Annotated in this window: 14 protein-coding genes; 11 read left to right on the top strand and 3 right to left on the bottom strand. The window is 72.9% G+C overall.

Translation table 11 applies throughout. From position 1 onward, the window contains the following. Window positions 1-111 precede the first annotated feature (111 nt). The 3 genes from J7F03_RS27495 to J7F03_RS27485 all read left to right on the top strand — a co-directional run bounded on the left by J7F03_RS27495 (window position 112) and on the right by J7F03_RS27485 (window position 4,182). Entirely contained in the window at window positions 112-1,569 is a 1,458-nt protein-coding gene (locus tag J7F03_RS27495; protein ID WP_214954080.1) for a hypothetical protein, read from the top strand. A 97-nt stretch (window positions 1,570-1,666) separates the two neighbouring features. Next, on the top strand, window positions 1,667-2,944 hold the full coding sequence (locus tag J7F03_RS27490) for a MoxR family ATPase (RefSeq protein WP_251072572.1): 1,278 nt from the start codon (window positions 1,667-1,669) through the stop codon (window positions 2,942-2,944). Continuing rightward, the gene (locus J7F03_RS27485; protein ID WP_214954078.1) at window positions 2,944-4,182 is read left to right on the top strand and encodes a VWA-like domain-containing protein; all 1,239 of its coding nucleotides are present in this window, start codon (window positions 2,944-2,946) and stop codon (window positions 4,180-4,182) included. Before J7F03_RS27490 ends, J7F03_RS27485 begins: the two co-directional genes overlap by 1 nt. Before the next feature lie 71 nt (window positions 4,183-4,253). Here J7F03_RS27485 and J7F03_RS27480 read toward each other — a convergent pair whose 3' ends face one another. Together J7F03_RS27480 and J7F03_RS27475 are read right to left on the bottom strand one after the other, a co-directional pair. Beyond that, a complete protein-coding gene (locus tag J7F03_RS27480) occupies window positions 4,254-4,775 on the bottom strand; it encodes a rhodanese-like domain-containing protein (protein ID WP_214954076.1) in 522 nt (173 codons plus the stop codon). 213 nt (window positions 4,776-4,988) lie between these two features. Then, window positions 4,989-6,041 (bottom strand): helix-turn-helix domain-containing protein, encoded by a 1,053-nt coding sequence (locus tag J7F03_RS27475; protein WP_214954073.1) that lies wholly within the window; start codon window positions 6,039-6,041, stop codon window positions 4,989-4,991. A gap of 12 nt (window positions 6,042-6,053) precedes the next feature. Here J7F03_RS27475 and J7F03_RS27470 point away from each other — a divergent pair, with 12 nt between their 5' ends. After that, complete coding sequence (locus J7F03_RS27470; RefSeq protein WP_214954071.1) at window positions 6,054-6,482, top strand: RICIN domain-containing protein; 429 nt, start codon at window positions 6,054-6,056, stop codon at window positions 6,480-6,482. Window positions 6,483-6,555: 73 nt separating this feature from the next. Here the strand turns inward: J7F03_RS27470 and J7F03_RS27465 are convergent, their stop codons facing one another. Next, complete coding sequence (locus J7F03_RS27465) at window positions 6,556-8,058, bottom strand: cellulose binding domain-containing protein (RefSeq protein ID WP_214954069.1); 1,503 nt, start codon at window positions 8,056-8,058, stop codon at window positions 6,556-6,558. A 322-nt stretch (window positions 8,059-8,380) separates the two neighbouring features. Between J7F03_RS27465 and J7F03_RS27460 the strand changes: the two genes are divergently transcribed. The 7 genes from J7F03_RS27460 to J7F03_RS27430 all read left to right on the top strand — a co-directional run bounded on the left by J7F03_RS27460 (window position 8,381) and on the right by J7F03_RS27430 (window position 16,242). Next, complete coding sequence (locus tag J7F03_RS27460) at window positions 8,381-8,980, top strand: acyltransferase (RefSeq protein ID WP_214954067.1); 600 nt, start codon at window positions 8,381-8,383, stop codon at window positions 8,978-8,980. Window positions 8,981-9,410: 430 nt separating this feature from the next. Beyond that, window positions 9,411-10,580: a hypothetical protein gene (locus J7F03_RS27455; protein WP_214954065.1), complete on the top strand. Its 1,170-nt coding sequence runs from the start codon at window positions 9,411-9,413 to the stop codon at window positions 10,578-10,580. Continuing rightward, entirely contained in the window at window positions 10,577-11,347 is a 771-nt protein-coding gene (locus J7F03_RS27450; RefSeq protein ID WP_214954063.1) for a WecB/TagA/CpsF family glycosyltransferase, read from the top strand. Before J7F03_RS27455 ends, J7F03_RS27450 begins: the two co-directional genes overlap by 4 nt. Continuing rightward, window positions 11,347-12,603, top strand: coding sequence for a nucleotide sugar dehydrogenase (locus J7F03_RS27445; protein ID WP_214954061.1), 1,257 nt, complete (start codon window positions 11,347-11,349; stop codon window positions 12,601-12,603). Before J7F03_RS27450 ends, J7F03_RS27445 begins: the two co-directional genes overlap by 1 nt. 3 nt (window positions 12,604-12,606) lie before the next feature. Further along, a complete protein-coding gene (gene wecB, locus J7F03_RS27440; RefSeq protein WP_214954059.1) occupies window positions 12,607-13,737 on the top strand; it encodes a non-hydrolyzing UDP-N-acetylglucosamine 2-epimerase in 1,131 nt (376 codons plus the stop codon). A 154-nt stretch (window positions 13,738-13,891) separates the two neighbouring features. After that, the gene (locus J7F03_RS27435) at window positions 13,892-14,737 is read left to right on the top strand and encodes a chain length determinant protein (RefSeq protein WP_251072571.1); all 846 of its coding nucleotides are present in this window, start codon (window positions 13,892-13,894) and stop codon (window positions 14,735-14,737) included. Next, complete coding sequence (locus J7F03_RS27430; RefSeq protein WP_308379990.1) at window positions 14,734-16,242, top strand: oligosaccharide flippase family protein; 1,509 nt, start codon at window positions 14,734-14,736, stop codon at window positions 16,240-16,242. The genes J7F03_RS27435 and J7F03_RS27430 overlap by 4 nt, the downstream gene beginning before the upstream one ends. Window position 16,243: the final 1 nt, after the last annotated feature.

Here is a 16,243-nt window from a genome sequence, read left to right as displayed (position 1 = left end):
GGTGAGCGAGAAAATACCTGGCAGACCCCAGCGCCGGCCCGATACGGTCTCGGCGATGACTACTTACCGCCTTCACGGAATGGGGGTCCCGTCCGCGCAAGGTGAGTGCTGATGCTCACCTTGATCGCGAACGGGGACTCCCGTCTTCTCCTCTGGCTGCGCGTGCGCGAGTTCGCCGTGCCGCCGTCCATGATCGAGACTTCGACCGCCCGCCGCTCCGCCGGGGACTGGGCGGGGGCCTGCGCCGCCGCCCGCGTCGACGTCGATCTCGACCTCCGTACCGTGGCGCGCACCCACGGCCTGGAACTCGCGGCCCGCGTCCGGGCCGATCTCCGCCGGCTCGCTCCCGACCTGCTGCGCTGGCACATGCCGAGGATCGCTCCGGACGGTCTGCTGCGCCCGGGGCTGACCATCACCCTCGCCCGGTACGACGGCGCCGGGGCCGACGGCGGGCACCCGGTGCACCTCGTGGCCCGGACTCCGCCGGCTTGGGCGGACGCCGGGCAGCGGATCAGCCTCGCGCTGTGGGACGGATCCCGCCCCAGGGCGGGCACCGGCCTCCATCCGCATCCCCATCCCCGTCCCGACCGGCGCTTCCGCCTCGACCTGCACCGCCACCTGTGGGATGCCCGAGGGAGCGATGAACTGCGGATCCGGTCCGGGGCCGACCGGCTGCCCGCCGACGGCCGTGCCGCGGCGAGCCCGGATCCCGATCCACGGGGGATGGTGCCCCTCGGGCGCGGCTGCGCCGTCGACCGGTGGGGGGCCGAGGCGGGGATCCTGCTCCGCGCCGAGGGCCGGGCCGGCGGGACCGTCACCGTACGGGTCGGGTCCCGGCACCGGCTGGACCTGGTGCTGTCCGCGGACGGGGACCGGGACGGGGATGAGGACCGGGACGGCGACCGGGCCGGACAGGTGAGCGGGCCGCCCGCATGGCGGATCACGGCGCCGTCCGCGGGCCGCGGCGGCGCCGCACCGCCGGTGCTGCCCTACGCGGCGACCTGGGTACCGCCCGACCTGGAACTGCTCCGCGCCGGTCTGATCGAGCCCGACCGGCTGCACCCCCTCGTCGCCTCCGCGCTCGTACCGGACCATGCGCCGGCGGGGCCGGACGGACACCCGGACCGGGACGGGCAACCGCGCCTCGTGGAGTGCCGGGGAGCCCGGCACCGCATCGGGCAGGTCGACGGGGTGCTCGTCCCGCTGGACCACGGCCCGGACGAGATCCGGCGGGAGGAGCTGCTGGCCGCGCTGACCGGTACTCCGCTTCCCTGCCTGCGGGTCATCGACGAGGCGCACCGCCGTCCCGACTGCCTCGCCGGCGTCCGCGAACGCCTGGACCACGGCGACACCGCCGGTGCGCTGGCCCTCGTCGAACAGCTGCTGGGCCCCGCAGCGCTGCTGCGCGACGGTCCGCTACGGGACGAGCTGGAGGACGCCGCGCTGCGGCGGGTCACCTACGGACTGTTCCGGGCGGGCCTGGTCGGACCCGGACCGGGCCGTATCCGCCCGGGCGCCGAACGTCCCCGCAACCACCGCTCGCACCCGCGCCACACGCACGGCCACTGACCCGGCACCTCCTGCTACCCGGCACCTCCTGCTACCCGGCAACTCCGCCCTCCCCCACGCCCGTTCGGCGTGCCACGAAACCCCCAGGTGATCACATATGACTCTTCACGCGCCCCTCGCCGCCACCGGCACCTCCTCCGACCCGTCCCCCGCCCACACCTCCGGCGCCGCCCGGCTCCACGTCTCCGGCGAGTTGCTGGCCCTGTTGCGCGAAGCGACCACCGAACCCCGCCCGGACACACAGCTGGAGGCCCTGACCCTGGCCGTGGCCGCGGACCTGCCCGTACTCCTGTGGGGTGAGCCGGGCATCGGCAAGACGGCGGCCCTGACACAGCTCGCCGCTTCCCTGGACCTTCCCCTGACCACGGTGATCGCCAGCGTGCACGAGCCGTCCGACTTCTCCGGCCTGCCCGTCATCGGGGACGATCCCGCGGAGCAGGGCGTCCCGATGGCCCCGCCGGACTGGGCGGTGCGGCTCGTGCGGGCCGGCCGGGGGCTGCTGTTCCTGGACGAGCTGTCCACCGCGCCGCCGGCCGTCCAGGCCGCCCTGCTCCGCCTCGTACTGGAGCGGCGGATCGGCGCCCTGCGGCTGCCGCCCGAGGTGCGGATCGTCGCCGCCGCCAATCCGCGCTCCTCGGCGGCCGACGGCTGGGAGCTCAGCCCTCCGCTGGCCAACCGGTTCGTCCACCTCCAATGGACCCACGACCACGGTGTCGTCGTACGCGGCCTCGGCGGGACCTGGCCCAGGGCGACGCTGCCGCAGCTCGACCCTACGGGGCTGCCGGAGGCCGTGGCCTTCGCCCGCCGCGCGGTGTGCGGGCTCCTCACCGCCCGCCCCGAGCTCGTCCACCGGCTGCCCAGTGGTGAAGCCCGTCGGGGCGGCCCCTGGCCGTCGCCCCGGAGCTGGGAGATGGCGCTGTGCCTGATCGCCTTCGCCACCGCGGCCGGCTCCTCCCGCGAAGTGCTTTCCCTGCTGGTCAGGGGCACCGTAGGGGACGGTCCGGGACTGGAGCTGCTGGCCTGCCTGGACCGGATGGACCTCCCGGATCCCGAGCTGCTCCTCGCCGACCCGACGGCCGCCGCACTGCCCGAGCGGGGGGACCTGCGCCAAGCCGTGCTCGACGGTGTGGTGGCGGCGGTCCGCGAACGGCCGGAGAAATCCCGCTGGGATGCGGCGTGGGCGCTCCTGGTCCGGGCGATGGAGACCGGAGCCCCCGACCTGGTGGTCGTCCCCGCGACCACGCTCGCCTCGCTGCGCCGCGACGACTGGGACGTGCCGGCGTCGATCGAGCGGCTCGCCGGAGCCGTGACCCTGTCCCGGCGTGCCGACCGGGCGGCGGCCCGGACCCTGGCCTCCGCGCAGGGCGGACGGTGATGCCGGGGCACACGGGGGCGCTGGACCTCGACAAGCTCTTCGCCGCCCGCCTGCACGCCGTCCGGGTCCGGCCCTACTTGGCCACGGCGCTCTTCGCCCTGCACGTCGTGGAGTCGCGGCGGGTACCGACGATGGGCGTCGACCGGCACTGGCGGTGCTACGTGTCCCCGGCGTTCGTGGACCGGACGCCGGTGGAGGAACTGGCCGCGGTATGGGTGCACGAGGTGTCGCACCTGCTGCGCGACCACCACGGGCGCAGTGACCGGGTCGCGCGGGCGCGCGGGCTGAACGGTCCGGGGCAACGACTGCGGATGAACATCGCGGCCGACTTCGAGATCAACGACGACGTGTTCGGCCACGGGTTGGTCCGGCCCGAAAGCGCCGTGGCGCCGGAGTCCGTGGGGCTGCCCGAAGGGCTGCTCATGGAGGACTACCTGCGCATGTTCGGGCTCGGTCCGCAGACGCAGCACATGGCCTGGCTGGACTGCGGCAGCGGCGCCGACGGCCTGGAGCGCGAGTGGGACCTGGGACCGGAGGGCGCGTACGGCCTCAGCGCGCAGGAACGTGACGCGGTCCGGTTCCGGGTGGCGCAGGGCATCACCGGCCGGCCGGGCGACGCCCCGAAGGGGTGGCGGCGGTGGGCGGAGGAGGCGTTCCACCCGCCGCAGCCCTGGCGGGAGTTGCTGGGGGCGGCACTGCGCGCGGCCACGTCGGGCTCGGGGGCGGGCGAGGACTACACCTACGGCCGGCCGTCGCGGCGCTCGGCCGGGCTGCCCGGCGTGGTCCTGCCGAGCCTTCGGCGCCGGCCGCCCCGAGTCTCCGTGATCATCGACACTTCCGCGTCGGTCAGCGACGCGGAACTGGGCAGCGCGCTGCACGAGGTCGCCGCCATCTCCCGTGCCGTGGGCGGCCGTCGGGACCTGATCACCGTGGTTCCGTGCGACGCGGCGGCCCGGATCGCGCACCCGCTGTGCCGCGCCGAGGGAATCCCCCTGCTGGGTGGCGGGGGTACGGACCTGCGCACGGGCTTCACCAAGGCGCTCCGCTCCGGGCCCCGCCCCGACGTCATCGTGGTCCTGACCGACGGTCAGACGCCCTGGCCGGACACCCGGCCACCGTGCCGGACGGTGGTGGGCCTCTTCCCCCGGGGGCGGGCGGCCGACTCGTGGGACGAGGACGACCCGGACTACGTACCGGACTCGCCGCCCGCGTGGGCCCGAGTGGTCGACATCGGATAGGCCGCCGTCGCCGTACGCGGGCCCGCGCTTCGCGGACGTACCCGCAACTCCGAGGCTCATCATCCGCGGATTCAGCAGGCGCAGGAGATGCCCGAGCGCGGCGCGGTCAGGTCGTCGACCCGGCGCTGGTCGGTGCCCTGGGCGGTCTCGTAGGCGAAGCCCTCGCGAACCCAGTACTCGAAGCCGCCGAGCATCTCCTTCACCTGGTAGCCGAGGCGGGCGAAGGCGAGTGCGGCGCGGGTGGCGCCGTTGCAGCCGGGGCCCCAGCAGTACGTGACCACGGTCAGGGCCGGGTCGATCAGGGCCGGTGCCAGCTCGGCGATCCGCGCCGTCGGGATGTGCAGCGCGCCGGGGATGTGGCCCTGGTCCCAGGATTCGACGCTGCGGGAGTCGATGACGACGATGCCCGGGACACCGGCGAGCAGGTCGGCCCGGACGTCGGAGACGTCGGCCTCGAAGGCGAGCCGGGCGGCGTAGTGGGCGGCCGCGTCGGCCGGGGCTGCGGCGGGGACGGACAGGACGGCGCTGGTGATCTCGGCGGAGGCGGCGGTCGAGAGGGTGTCGGCGGGGGCGGTCGCGAGGATGGCGGACATCGGCGTACTCCTTGTGCGGGGTGGGGTGGTGCGGGGCCGGAAGCGCCGGCCGGGTGGTTTTCCCTTGCGGCGATGACTCCATCCTCTGTCCCGCGCCCGCACGCTTCGAGTGGCGTGAACGCCTCCGTTCGTCAAGATCCCGCCAACGCCTGCCAACGCCTGCCGGGGCCCGCCAATGCCCGTCAACGCCCGTCAACGCCCGGAAAGCGTTCGTCACGGCCGTGCGGCGACCCTGACGAAGGCCTTCCGGTACGACGTCGGCGTCGTGCGCATCTGCCGGGTGAAGTGGTGGCGGAACGTCGCCGCCGAGTCGAAACCGACGGCGGCGGCCACCTCGTCCACCGTGCCCTCGCCCGACTCCAGCAGCGGGAGGCTCGCGGAGATCCGCTGGGAGACGACCCAGCGCATCGGGCTCACGCCGTTGCGACGGGTGAAATGACGCAGGAAGGACCGCTCGGACATCCGGGCCTCGCGGGCCAGGGCGGGTACCGAGAGCGGGGTGTACAGGCGCCGCATGGCCCAGGTCATGCTCTGGGTGATGCCGTCGTCCGCCGCGTCGGGGCCCATCTCGCCGACCGCCGCCTCGATGAACTGGGCCTGCCCGCCCTCGCGGTGGGGCGGTACGACGAAGCGGCGGGCCACGGTGTTCGCGACGGCGGCGCCGTGGTCGCCGCGCACCAGGTAGAGGCAGAGGTCGATGCCGGCGGCGCTGCCCGCGCTGGTCAGCACGTCGCCGTTGTCGACGTACAGGACATCGGGGTCGACGTCGATCCCGGGGTGCCGCTCGGCGAGCGTGCGGGCGTAGCGCCAGTGGGTGGTGGCGCGGCGGCCGTCGAGCAGGCCGGTCGCGGCGAGCGCGAAGGCCCCCGAACAGATCGAGACCAGGCGCGCGCCCCTGGCATGAGCCGCGAGCAGGGCCTCGACGAGCTTCGGGGGTATCGCACCGCCCGCCGAGGAGACTCCCGGAATGATCACGGTGTCGGCGGCCGCGAGCACGTCGAGGCCGTGTTCGGCTCGGAGGGTGAATCCGCCGACCGCGCGCAGGTCGCGCCCCGGCTCCGCCGAACAGACCCGCAGCTCGTACCAGGGGATGTCCCCCAGCTCGGGGCGGGAGAGCCCGAACACCTCGACCACCACGCCCAGCTCGAAGGGGGCCATGCCGTCGAAGGCGAGGACCGCCACCACGTGGGCGGGAGCCGGCTTCTTGATCTCGACGGCCACGGCGGTCGTGGCGAGAACGGCGGGAACGGCGGGCTGCGGAGTCATACCGGCACTCTAATGAACCCTGGTCACCGGCCCAGCGGGCACGTGCCGGCGGCCGACGGTCCCGGCCGGTTGCCCGCCCGTGTGGGGGTCGACCACTGGTGGACGTTCGAGTCATGGACGTACGAGGGCCGGCCCGTCGTACGCGTCGTGAGCAAGAACCTCAGCGTCAACGGCAGGTACCAGTGCCTCGCGGTACCGGGGGCAAGCAAGCAGCCCGGTGTCCAGGCGAACCAGTTCGAGTGCGGGCCGTGGAAGGACCACTTCCGGAAGCTCGTCGACCGGTCGGGGCGCGGTGACTACCGCCTCGTCAACCTGAACAGCGGCCAGTGCCTCGGAGTCGACGGCAACAGCCACAGCGCCGGAGCCAAGGTCATCCAGTGGCCCTGCAAGCCGGACGGAGGAGACTGGCCCGACCACATCTTGCACATGACCCTGGACTGATCCCGGACCCGGCCCCCGGCCGGCGGTCGCTACCGGCCGGCCGGGCACGCGTCCTCCGCGTGCCCGGCCGGCACTAGCGGAGCGCGCCGAGCGCCTTCGTGAAGGCGAGCGGCTGCTGGAGGATCGAACTGCACGTCGCGTCCGCGTAGTTGACGGCTCCGGCCGGGCACTGCTTGTCGCGGGCCCCGGACCACATCGCCAGCCGGCCGATCCCCTTCGACCGCGCGAAGTCCACGAGCCGGGTCGCGTCGGCGACGGTGAAGATCTCGCTCGCGACGTCGTTGACCCCGATCATCGGGGTGACGGCGACCGTCTTCCAGGCGGCCGCGTCGGACAGTCCGAGCACTGCCTTGACCTGTGCCTGCGTGGCCGTCGCGGCCTGGATCGCGTACTGCCCCATGTCACCGCTGTAGGCGGGCCCGTAGTCCATCGCCATGATGTTGACGCCGTCGACCCGCACGCCGGCCTTCTTCGCGTCGGCCAGCAGCGCCACGCCCGGCTGGGTGAGGCCCTCCGGCATCACGGGCAGGGTGAACGCCACGTCCAGTCCCGGGTGGGACTTCTGCAGCAGGGCGATGGCCTGCGCGCGGCGGGTGTTGGCCGCGGTGTCGGGCAGGGCCGCGCCCTCGATGTCGAAGTCGACCTTGGTCAGCCGGTACTGGTCGACGACCTTGCCGTACGCGGCGGCCAGCTCGTTCACGGATCCGCAGTTCAGGGCCAGTTCGTGCCCGGCTGCGCCGCCGAAGGAGACCCGTACGTCCCCGCCCGCGGCCCGCAGGGCCCCGATCTGCGCGGCCACCTTGTCGCTCGCGAGGTCGGTGACCCCGCCCCACAGCGGGGCGCAGCCTCCGCCGGAGGTGATGAAGGCGAGGTGGAACTCCTTCACGCCGGTCTTGGCCGCGGTGTCGGCGAGGTCGTAGGCGGGATAGAGGGAGGTGTCCACGTACGGGGCGAAGCGCGCCCCGGCGGCCGGGGTTCCGGTCGCCGGAGGTGGCGTCGGGGGTGCGGACGGGGACGGGGTCCGGGTCGGCTGCCCGGAGGGCGTGCCCGGCGCCGGAGCGCTCGCGCTCGCCGAGGTCGGCGTCGTCGGGGTCGGAGCGGTGGTGGGGCGGCCGCCCGGCGTGGGCGTCGTGCCCTGGTCCGCCGAGCACTTCGCCCCGTCGATGCGGCAGCCCGTCGGGGCGCCCGGGGCGGCGGGCCCGCTCGCCACGAAGCCGACGGTGACGGAAGCCCCGGCGGCGAGCGACGCGTTCCATTCGGCCGGCTTCACGGTGACGTGGCGCCCGGAGACGGTGTGGATGCCGTTCCACAGGGAGTCGATCTTCGTACCCACGGGCAGGTCGAACTCCAGGGTCCACCCCTGCCGCGTCTGCCCGGTGTTGTTGGTGATCACGTACTTGCCGGTGTAACCACCGCTCCAGGAACTGGACTTGGTGTACACCGCTCCCACGGCGGCGGCCTGCGCGGTCCCGGTGAACAGCAGAGCGGCGCTGCCGATCACCACCGCCGCCGCGACCGCGCCCACGGCCTTCGCCTTCTTGCCCGTCCTGCGCCGGTGACCGGTCGTGCTGCCCATCGCGTTCCTGCCTCTGACTGGGGGGTGGGGTGCGGCAGTACGCTAGCCGCCCCGAAACGGACATTTGATCGATTCGGGGCGGCATGCATGAGCCTTAGGTTCCGCTTAAGGAAGCGATCGGGAGGCGTTAAGCCGGCCGCACGCCGACATCCGGGCATCCGAGAGCCCCCGAGGAGCGCCGAGGACCGCCGGATCTCTCAAGTCCACTTCATGGACAGTCGGTTGATCTCCCGGGTGGGCTCGGCCCGTGGGGCATATGCTCCCTTCGTACGTCAGTACGCCGTGCATCCGAACGCCTCGCGAGCCGTAAGGGGACCGCCCCGTGAGTGTCCGCATTCAACCCTCCTCCCAGGTCGACGAGACGGCCGAACTCGGGGACGGGACCACGATCTGGGATCTGGCGCAGGTACGGGAGGACGCGCGGCTCGGCCGGGACTGCATCGTGGGCCGCGGGGCGTACGTCGGACCCGGCGTGCGGATCGGCGACAACGTGAAGCTGCAGAACTACGCGCTCGTGTACGAGCCGGCGGTGCTCGGCGACGGCGTGTTCATCGGCCCTGCCGTGGTGCTCACCAACGACTTCTACCCCCGGGCGGTCGATCCCGACGGACGCCAGAAGCGCGGCGGCGACTGGGAGGCGGCCGGGGTCGTGGTGGCCGAGGGCGCCTCGCTCGGGGCCCGGTCGGTGTGCGTGGCGGGGGTGCGCGTGGGGCGCTGGGCACTGGTGGCGGCCGGCGCGGTCGTCTCCCGGGACGTGCCGGACTTCGCACTGGTCGCGGGGGTTCCGGCCCGCCGCATCGGCTGGGTGGGCCGGGCCGGAGTCCGCCTGGTGGAGCGCGAGGGCGAGCCGGGCGTGTGGGAGTGTCCGCGCACCGGCGTGCTGCACCAGGAGACGGACGGGACGCTGAGCGAACGGACCTGACGGAACGTCCGCAATTTAGGTCTGCGGCATTTCCTCAAAACCACAATCAACGAACATCCTTGGGCATACCTTGTCCCTGTACACGGGATCTGAGCAGGCAACAGGCTGTGTTCAGTGGGGGGTTGTACACGACGAGGGCATCGCGGACAAGGTGACGGCCGGCGCAACAGCGCCCGCCCGGCGCCGCCGTCCGCGCGTGCTCAGGTCCGGGACGTCACTGGAGGGGGATCCAGTCGGCGGCCACGGGCGGTTCATGCCATCGGGGGGATCACACCGCGGGCACGAGCCCCGTCATGCGCACTCCCCTCCGCCGAACGACGACCGCCGGGTCTGTCCGAGGAGCAATTCAGAGGGGGTAGGTGTGTTGGAGCCGAACAGCTCGGACATACGGGGTGTGCCTCGGCACACGGGGATCCGGGGTGGGGACCCTGTGATCACCAATCGATTAGGAGCACTTGCCGACGCGGACACGTCGCTGCACGCGCTGGCCGAGCGGCTGCTCGCGCTGGCCGAGGCGGGGCTACCCGAAATGTACCTGCCGGGTGCGGAGACCTTCGTGTTCACCCGGGTGGGGACGGTCACGCCCGACGGCGCCCGCCGCGTGGAGCGGCGCGGTACGAGCACCCGGTACGCGGCCATCACCGCCCTGGGGGCGCGGTACCTTCCCGAGGAACGCCAGCGGGCCCTGTTCGGCGGTCTCACCGCCGGGGAGTTCACGGGACTGCTGGTGGACCGGCTGCCCGCGGTGACGAACCTCGGAGACGCCGCGCTCATCGCCTGGGCCGCCGCCGAGACGGGGCACCCGAAGCTGGCGGACGCCCTCGCGCGCGTGTCCGTACTGGACGTCCCCGGACGGCCGCAGTACACGGTCGAGGTGGCCTGGGTGCTCTCCGCCCTCGCCGCCGCCCGCGCCGAAGTGGACGTGGAGTACCGCCTGGCGGCCGCCCGCGACCGGCTGCTGGCGGCCAGGATCGGCGACAGCCCGCTGTTCCCGCACGCCACCGGGCCGGGGCTGGTCCCCGGCTACCGCTCCCACGTGGCCTGTTTCGCCGACCAGACCTATCCGCTCCAGGCACTGGCCCGGCTGCACGCGAGCGGTTCGGACCCGCGGGCCCTGGCCGCCGCCGACGCCTGCGCCGCCCGCATCTGCGCTCTGCAGGGGGACGGCGGACAGTGGTGGTGGCACTACGACGCCCGCACGGGCGGCGTGGTGGAGGGCTACCCCGTCTACAGCGTCCACCAGCACGCCATGGCTCCGACCGCCCTCTTCGACCTGGCCGACGCGGGCGGCACCGACTTCGGCGCCGCGATCCGCAGGGGTCTGCGGTGGATGACCGCGGTGCCCGAGATCGCCGGGCCCGACGGCACCCCGCGCGAGTCCATGATCCGCGAGGACTACGGGGTCACCTGGCGCAAGGTGTACCGCGGCGACCCCGTCAAGGCCGTCCGCGCCGCCCGAGGACTCACCACCCGGGTGCTCCCGCAGGCCCGGCTGGCACCGCTCGACCGGCTCTTCCGTCCCCTGGCGGTGGACCGCGAGTGCAGGCCCTACGAGTTCGGCTGGCTCCTGCACGCCTGGCTCGGGGGGCTCGGGAAATGAATCACAGACAGACCCTCTTCGGGGTCGCGCTCGACGCACTGACCATGGACGAGACAGTGCGGCGCTGCCTCGAAGCGGTGCGGCGCGGTGAGCAGATCGAGATCGGCATGGTCAACGCCGCCAAGCTGGTCAACATGCGCCGCGACCCCCGCCTCGCGGCGGCGGTCGCCGGCTGCGACCTCGTCCTGGCCGACGGCCAGGCCGTGGTGTGGGCGGGCCGGGTCCTCGGTGTCCGGCTGCCCGAACGGGTCGCGGGAATCGACCTGTTCATGCGGCTGCTGGCCGCCGCCGAGACCGCGGACGTACCCGTCTACCTGCTAGGCGCCCGGCAGGAGGTCCTGGAGCTGATGCTCCGCCGGATCTCCGAGCAGTTCCCGGCGCTGCGGGTGGCGGGCAGCCGCAACGGCTACTTCGAGGACTCCGACCAGGGCGCGATCGCCGACGCCGTCGCCGCGAGCGGTGCCCGGCTGCTGTTCCTCGGCATGACCTCCCCCAAGAAGGAGATCTTCACCGCGGGTTACGGCAAGCGCACCGGCACCCACGTGGTGCACGGTGTCGGCGGATCCTTCGACATCCTGGCCGGCATCACCAAGCGGGCCCCCCTGGTCTGGCAGCGGATGGGGCTCGAATGGTTCTACCGCACCCTCCAGGAGCCGCGCCGCCTCGGCAAGCGCTACCTCACCACCAATGCCGCCTTCCTCCTCATGACGGTCCGGGAACTCATCCGCCGTACACCGTCTGCCCGTTCCGCGAACAGGAGTCACTGATGCGCGTCGTCGTCGTGGGACAGGGTTACGTCGGCCTTCCACTGGCCATCAGGGCCGCCGAGGTCGGCCACCAAGTGGTCGGTTACGACGTGGACGCGCGGCGGGTCAAGAGCCTCGCCGCCGGCGAGTCGTACGTGGAGGACGTCTCCTCCGAACGGCTGAGCCGGGCACTGGAGCTCGGCACCTACCAGGCCAGCGAACTCGCCCGCGACTGCGGCGGTTTCGACGTCGCGGTCGTCACGGTCCCGACACCCTTGCAGGACGGCGCCCCCGACCTGCGCTACATCGAGGAGTCGGCGCACACCCTGGCCCGCTTCCTGCGGCCGGGCGCCACCGTCGTGCTGGAGTCCACCACCTATCCGGGCACCACCGAGGAGCTGTTCGGCCCGATCCTGGAGGACGGCTCGGGACTCACCGCCGGCGTCGACTTCCACCTGGGCTACAGCCCGGAGCGCATCGACCCCGGCAACACCGTCTGGGGCTTCCAGCAGACGCCCAAGGTCGTCTCCGGCGTGAACGCCTCGTCCCTCAAGGCCGTGGAGACCTTCTACGCGAGCCTCGTCGACACGACGGTGCCGGTGCGCTCGCCCAAGGAAGCCGAGCTCGCGAAACTGCTGGAGAACACCTTCCGGCACGTGAACATCGCCCTCGTCAACGAGATAGCCATGTTCGCCCGCCACCTCGACATCGACGTGTGGCAGACCATCGAGGCCGCCGCCAGTAAGCCGTTCGGCTTCATGAAGTTCACCCCGGGCCCCGGGGTGGGGGGGCACTGCCTGCCGATCGACCCCTCGTACCTGTCCTGGCGGGTGCAGCGCGAACTCGGCCAGAACTTCCGCTTCGTCGAACTGGCCAACGACATCAACAGCCACATGCCCGAGTACGTCGCACGCCGGGTCATGGACGCGCTCAACGCCAAGCGCCGCTCGGTCAACGGCTCCCGGATCCTGATCCTCGGGCTGGCGTACAAGAAGAACACCGGCGACGCCCGGGAGTCGCCGGCCGTGCGCGTGGCGCAGCTGCTCCTCGACATGGGCGCCAAGGTGCGCGCGGCCGACCCGCACGTGGTGGAGGGCATCACGGTCGACGCCCGTCTCTCGCGGGTCGAGCCGACCCGCAAGGAGCTGACCTCCGCCGACGTGGTGGTCCTGCTCACGGACCACGACTCCTTCGACTACGCGATGGTCACCGAGCACGCCTCGTTGATCCTGGACTGCCGCAACCGGCTGTCCGGGCCCAAGGTGGAGGTGCTCTGACCCATGACGAGGATCATCTGCGTGGCCGGGGCACGGCCCAACTACATGAAGATCAAACCGGTGATGGACGCGCTGGAGCGCCGCGGCGCCGAGGTCGTCCTCGTCCACACCGGCCAGCACTACGACGAGTCCATGAACGACGTCTTCTTCCGCGACCTCGGCATGCGCTCCCCCGACCGCTACCTGGGAGCCGGCTCCGGCAGCCACGCCCAGCAGACCGGCCGGGTGATGGCGGCCTTCGAGCCGCTGGTCGACGAACTGGCCCCGGACGCCGTCGTGGTGGTCGGAGACATCAACTCCACGCTCGCCTGCGCGCTGGTCACCGCGAAGGCCGGCCCGCTGCTGGCCCACGTGGAGGCGGGATTGCGCAGCCGGGACTGGAGCATGCCCGAGGAGGTCAACCGGGTCGCCACCGACCGCGTCAGCGACTACCTGCTGGCCCCCTCGCCCGACGCGGCCGCGAACCTGCGGGCGGAGGGGTACCGCGAGGACCAGATCCACGTCGTCGGCAACGTCATGATCGACACCCTGTTCGCCAACCTGGAGCGGGCCAGGGACTCCGACGTCCTTCACCGGTACGGGCTCACCCGGGGCGGATACGGTCTGGTCACCCTGCACCGGCCGGCCAACGTCGACGATCCCGACGCGCTGCGGGGCCTGCTGAAGGCCCTGGGCGAGATCGCCGATCGCTGCCCGCTGCTGCTGCCCGTGCACCCGCGGGCGGCCGAGCGGCTGGCCGAGATCGGGGTCCCCGGCGGCATCCGCCTGGTGCCGCCTGCCGGATACCTCGACTTCATCGCCCTGCAGGACTCCGCCCGTGTGGTCCTCACCGACTCCGGGGGCATCCAGGAGGAGAGCACCGCCCTGGGCGTGCCCTGTGTGACCCTGCGGGAGAACACCGAGCGCCCCATCACCGTCGAGCAGGGCACCAACGTCCTGGCGGGCACCGACCCGGAGCGCATCACCGCCACGGTGAACCGGGTGCTCGACGATCCGCCCGCGCCCCGCTGCCCCGAGCTCTGGGACGGCCGCGCGAGCGAGCGCATCGCCGAGGTCCTGCTGGACGGCGGGACCGGGGCGACCCGGCCGCGGCCCACCGATCTGGTTCCGTCCGGGGCGCCCGGAGCACCGTAGCGACCCGGCCCGACGCACCACCGCGATACCGCACGACCGCACCACTTCAACACCGCATCACTTCAACACCGCATCACGTCGACAACCGTAATCACCGCACAGAACAGGGCGGCGGCGCGTGGAGGACACGACGCCGCCGCGAGGGGGAAAGACCATGGATCTCGCGGAGATCTGGCGGGTCATGCGCAGGCGCTGGTACGTGCTGGTGCCCGGACTGCTGCTCACGGCCGCGCTGACCGCCGGCGTGTACCTGCTGGTCCCGGTGGAGTACCTGTCGCAGAGCACGGTGACCCTGCTGAACTCGAAGAAGGCCACGGTGGCCTTCGACGGCAACCCCTTCCTGAGCACCCAGTCCTCGCTCACCGGAATGGCCGACGGCCTGGCCCGCAACCTCAACTCCGACGACTCCAAGGCCGACCTCAAGGCCCAGGGAGTCACCGGGACGTACGAGGCGAAGATCGCCGACAACGCCCAGGGGCCCTTCATGTGGCTGAGCGTCACCGGGACCGATCCGGACGCCGTCCTGAAGTCGGACCAGATCTTCACCGCCTACGCCGAGAAGCGGCTGCAGGAGTTCCAGTCCCAGCAGTCGGTCGCACCGGAGGCCATGATCCGCATGGCGACGATCGTCCCGCCGCAGATGCCGGAACCTCAGACCAAGACCCGGATCCAGTACCTGGTCATGGCGGGCGCCCTGGGCTTCGTACTGAGCCTGGTGGCCACCTTCTTCGTGGAGGCCCGCCGCCGTAAGGCCGCCGGCCCCGGCTTTACGGGCCGGCGCCGGCCGCCGGCGGCCGAAGCCCCCGCCCCCACCTCCGAGACCACGGTGCCCGAGAGCACCCCGTCCGACGGCCCGCCCGACGCCCCCCGGTCCGACCGCGCGCCCGGCGCCTCGGCCGACACCTCGCCCGACGCCTCCTCCAGTACGGCGGACCCCACGCAGACCATGGCCCTGAAAATCCTGCCGTCCACCAAGTACCGCTCCACCGGATCACCGTGACCGGCTCCTCGACGGACGCCGCAACCGGTGTACAGACTCCGCCCGAGGGGCCAGCCCTGGGCCGCAAGGTCGGCTCCGCCGCCCGGTGGAGCCTGGTCAACACCGTGGTCATGCGCCTCGGCAACTTCGTCACCGGCATCATCCTCGCCCGCTTCTTCCTCGGCCCCGAGGCCTGGGGCGTCTACGGGATCGCCCAGACGGTCCTGCTGGTCCTGCTCTCCGCGAACGAGCTCGGCGTCTCGCTGGCCATCGTGCGCTGGGAGGGCGACCCCCGCCGCTTCGCCCCGACCGTCCTCACCCTGAGCGCCGCCTCCAGCTGCCTGCTGTACGCCGTCCTGTTCGCGGCGGCCCCAGCGGTGGCCCGGGTCCTCGGCTCGCCCGAGGCCTCCGGCGTCCTGCGGGTGATGTGCGTGTGCGTGGTCCTGGACGGGCTGTCGCAGGTGCCCGCGGGCTTCCTGACCCGGGAGTTCGCGCAGGGCCGCCGGATGGCCATCGACGCCCTCAACTTCGTCCTCAGCACCGCGGTGACCCTGCTGCTGGCCGTCCAGGGCTGGGGCGCCATGAGCTTCGCCTGGGGCTCCGTCGCCGGCAACGTGGCCGCGCTCGCCGGATGCTGCCTCGCCGCTCCCGGCACCCTGAGGTTCGGCTGGGACCGGGAGCAGGCCCGGGCCCTGCTCCGCTTCGGTCTCCCCCTGGCCGGGGCCAGCATGCTCGCCCTCGGCGTCGTCAACGTGGACACCATGGTGGTGGGCTCCGCCCTGGACCAACTGGCCCTCGGCTTCTACGTGCTCGCCTTCAACATCTCCGGCTGGCCCGTGCGGATCATCTCCGAGGCGGCCCGCCGCGTCTCCTTCGCCGGGTTCTCCCGGCTGGCCGACACACCCGGGGCGCTGGCCAGTGGGTTCGGCCGCGCCCTGGGCGTGGTGATGACGGGCACCGTGCCGCTCTGCGTCCTGCTGGCCGCCCTGTCCGCGCCGATCGTCGGGCTCGTCTACGGGGAGCGCTGGCTGCCCGCGGCCGCCGCGCTGCCCTGGCTGATGGGGCTCGGCCTCGTCCGGATCGGCTGCGAACTGGCCTACGACTGCCTGGTGGCCATCGGCCGGCGCCGCTCCCTCATCGGGGTGCAGGGCCTGTGGCTCGTCATCCTGGTCCCGGCCCTGGTGATCGGCGCCGGGGCCGGCGGGATCGTGGGAGTGGCCCAGGGGCACGTCCTGGTCGCCGGCGCCGTCGTGGTGCCGGTGTTCCTCATCGCGCTGCACCGGGGCGGCATCGGCCTGGCCACCGTGGCGCGGGCCTGCGCCTGGCCCTTCCTCGGCGGCGCCGTGATGACGGCCGTGGTCCTCGTCCTGGCGCGGCTGCTGGGCGACGGCGTCCTCGCGCTGCTCGCGACCGGGACCGCCGGCGCCCTGTGCTACGCCCTGTGCGTGCTGCCCAGCCTCGGGTTCCTGCGCGGTTCCCCGCCGACCGCCGGGACCGCGCCCGCGACCGCGACGGCGGGGGGTTAGT

This window comes from Streptomyces sp. ISL-43 (assembly GCF_018614195.1).
Classification (GTDB): domain Bacteria; phylum Actinomycetota; class Actinomycetes; order Streptomycetales; family Streptomycetaceae; genus Streptomyces.
The sequence above is the reverse complement of the archived record's forward strand: the minus strand, read 5'-3'. Positions and strand labels throughout refer to the sequence as shown.

Coding starts and splice junctions, on each gene's coding strand:
- J7F03_RS27480 (WP_214954076.1), bottom strand. CDS start 4,775: ATGTCCGCCATCCTCGCGACCGCCCCCGCCGACACCCTCTCGACCGCC.
- J7F03_RS27485 (WP_214954078.1), top strand. CDS start 2,944: ATGCCGGGGCACACGGGGGCGCTGGACCTCGACAAGCTCTTCGCCGCC.
- J7F03_RS27435 (WP_251072571.1), top strand. CDS start 13,892: ATGGATCTCGCGGAGATCTGGCGGGTCATGCGCAGGCGCTGGTACGTG.
- J7F03_RS27445 (WP_214954061.1), top strand. CDS start 11,347: ATGCGCGTCGTCGTCGTGGGACAGGGTTACGTCGGCCTTCCACTGGCC.
- J7F03_RS27490 (WP_251072572.1), top strand. CDS start 1,667: ATGACTCTTCACGCGCCCCTCGCCGCCACCGGCACCTCCTCCGACCCG.
- wecB (WP_214954059.1), top strand. CDS start 12,607: ATGACGAGGATCATCTGCGTGGCCGGGGCACGGCCCAACTACATGAAG.
- J7F03_RS27450 (WP_214954063.1), top strand. CDS start 10,577: ATGAATCACAGACAGACCCTCTTCGGGGTCGCGCTCGACGCACTGACC.
- J7F03_RS27475 (WP_214954073.1), bottom strand. CDS start 6,041: ATGACTCCGCAGCCCGCCGTTCCCGCCGTTCTCGCCACGACCGCCGTG.
- J7F03_RS27495 (WP_214954080.1), top strand. CDS start 112: ATGCTCACCTTGATCGCGAACGGGGACTCCCGTCTTCTCCTCTGGCTG.
- J7F03_RS27470 (WP_214954071.1), top strand. CDS start 6,054: ATGAACCCTGGTCACCGGCCCAGCGGGCACGTGCCGGCGGCCGACGGT.
- J7F03_RS27465 (WP_214954069.1), bottom strand. CDS start 8,058: ATGGGCAGCACGACCGGTCACCGGCGCAGGACGGGCAAGAAGGCGAAG.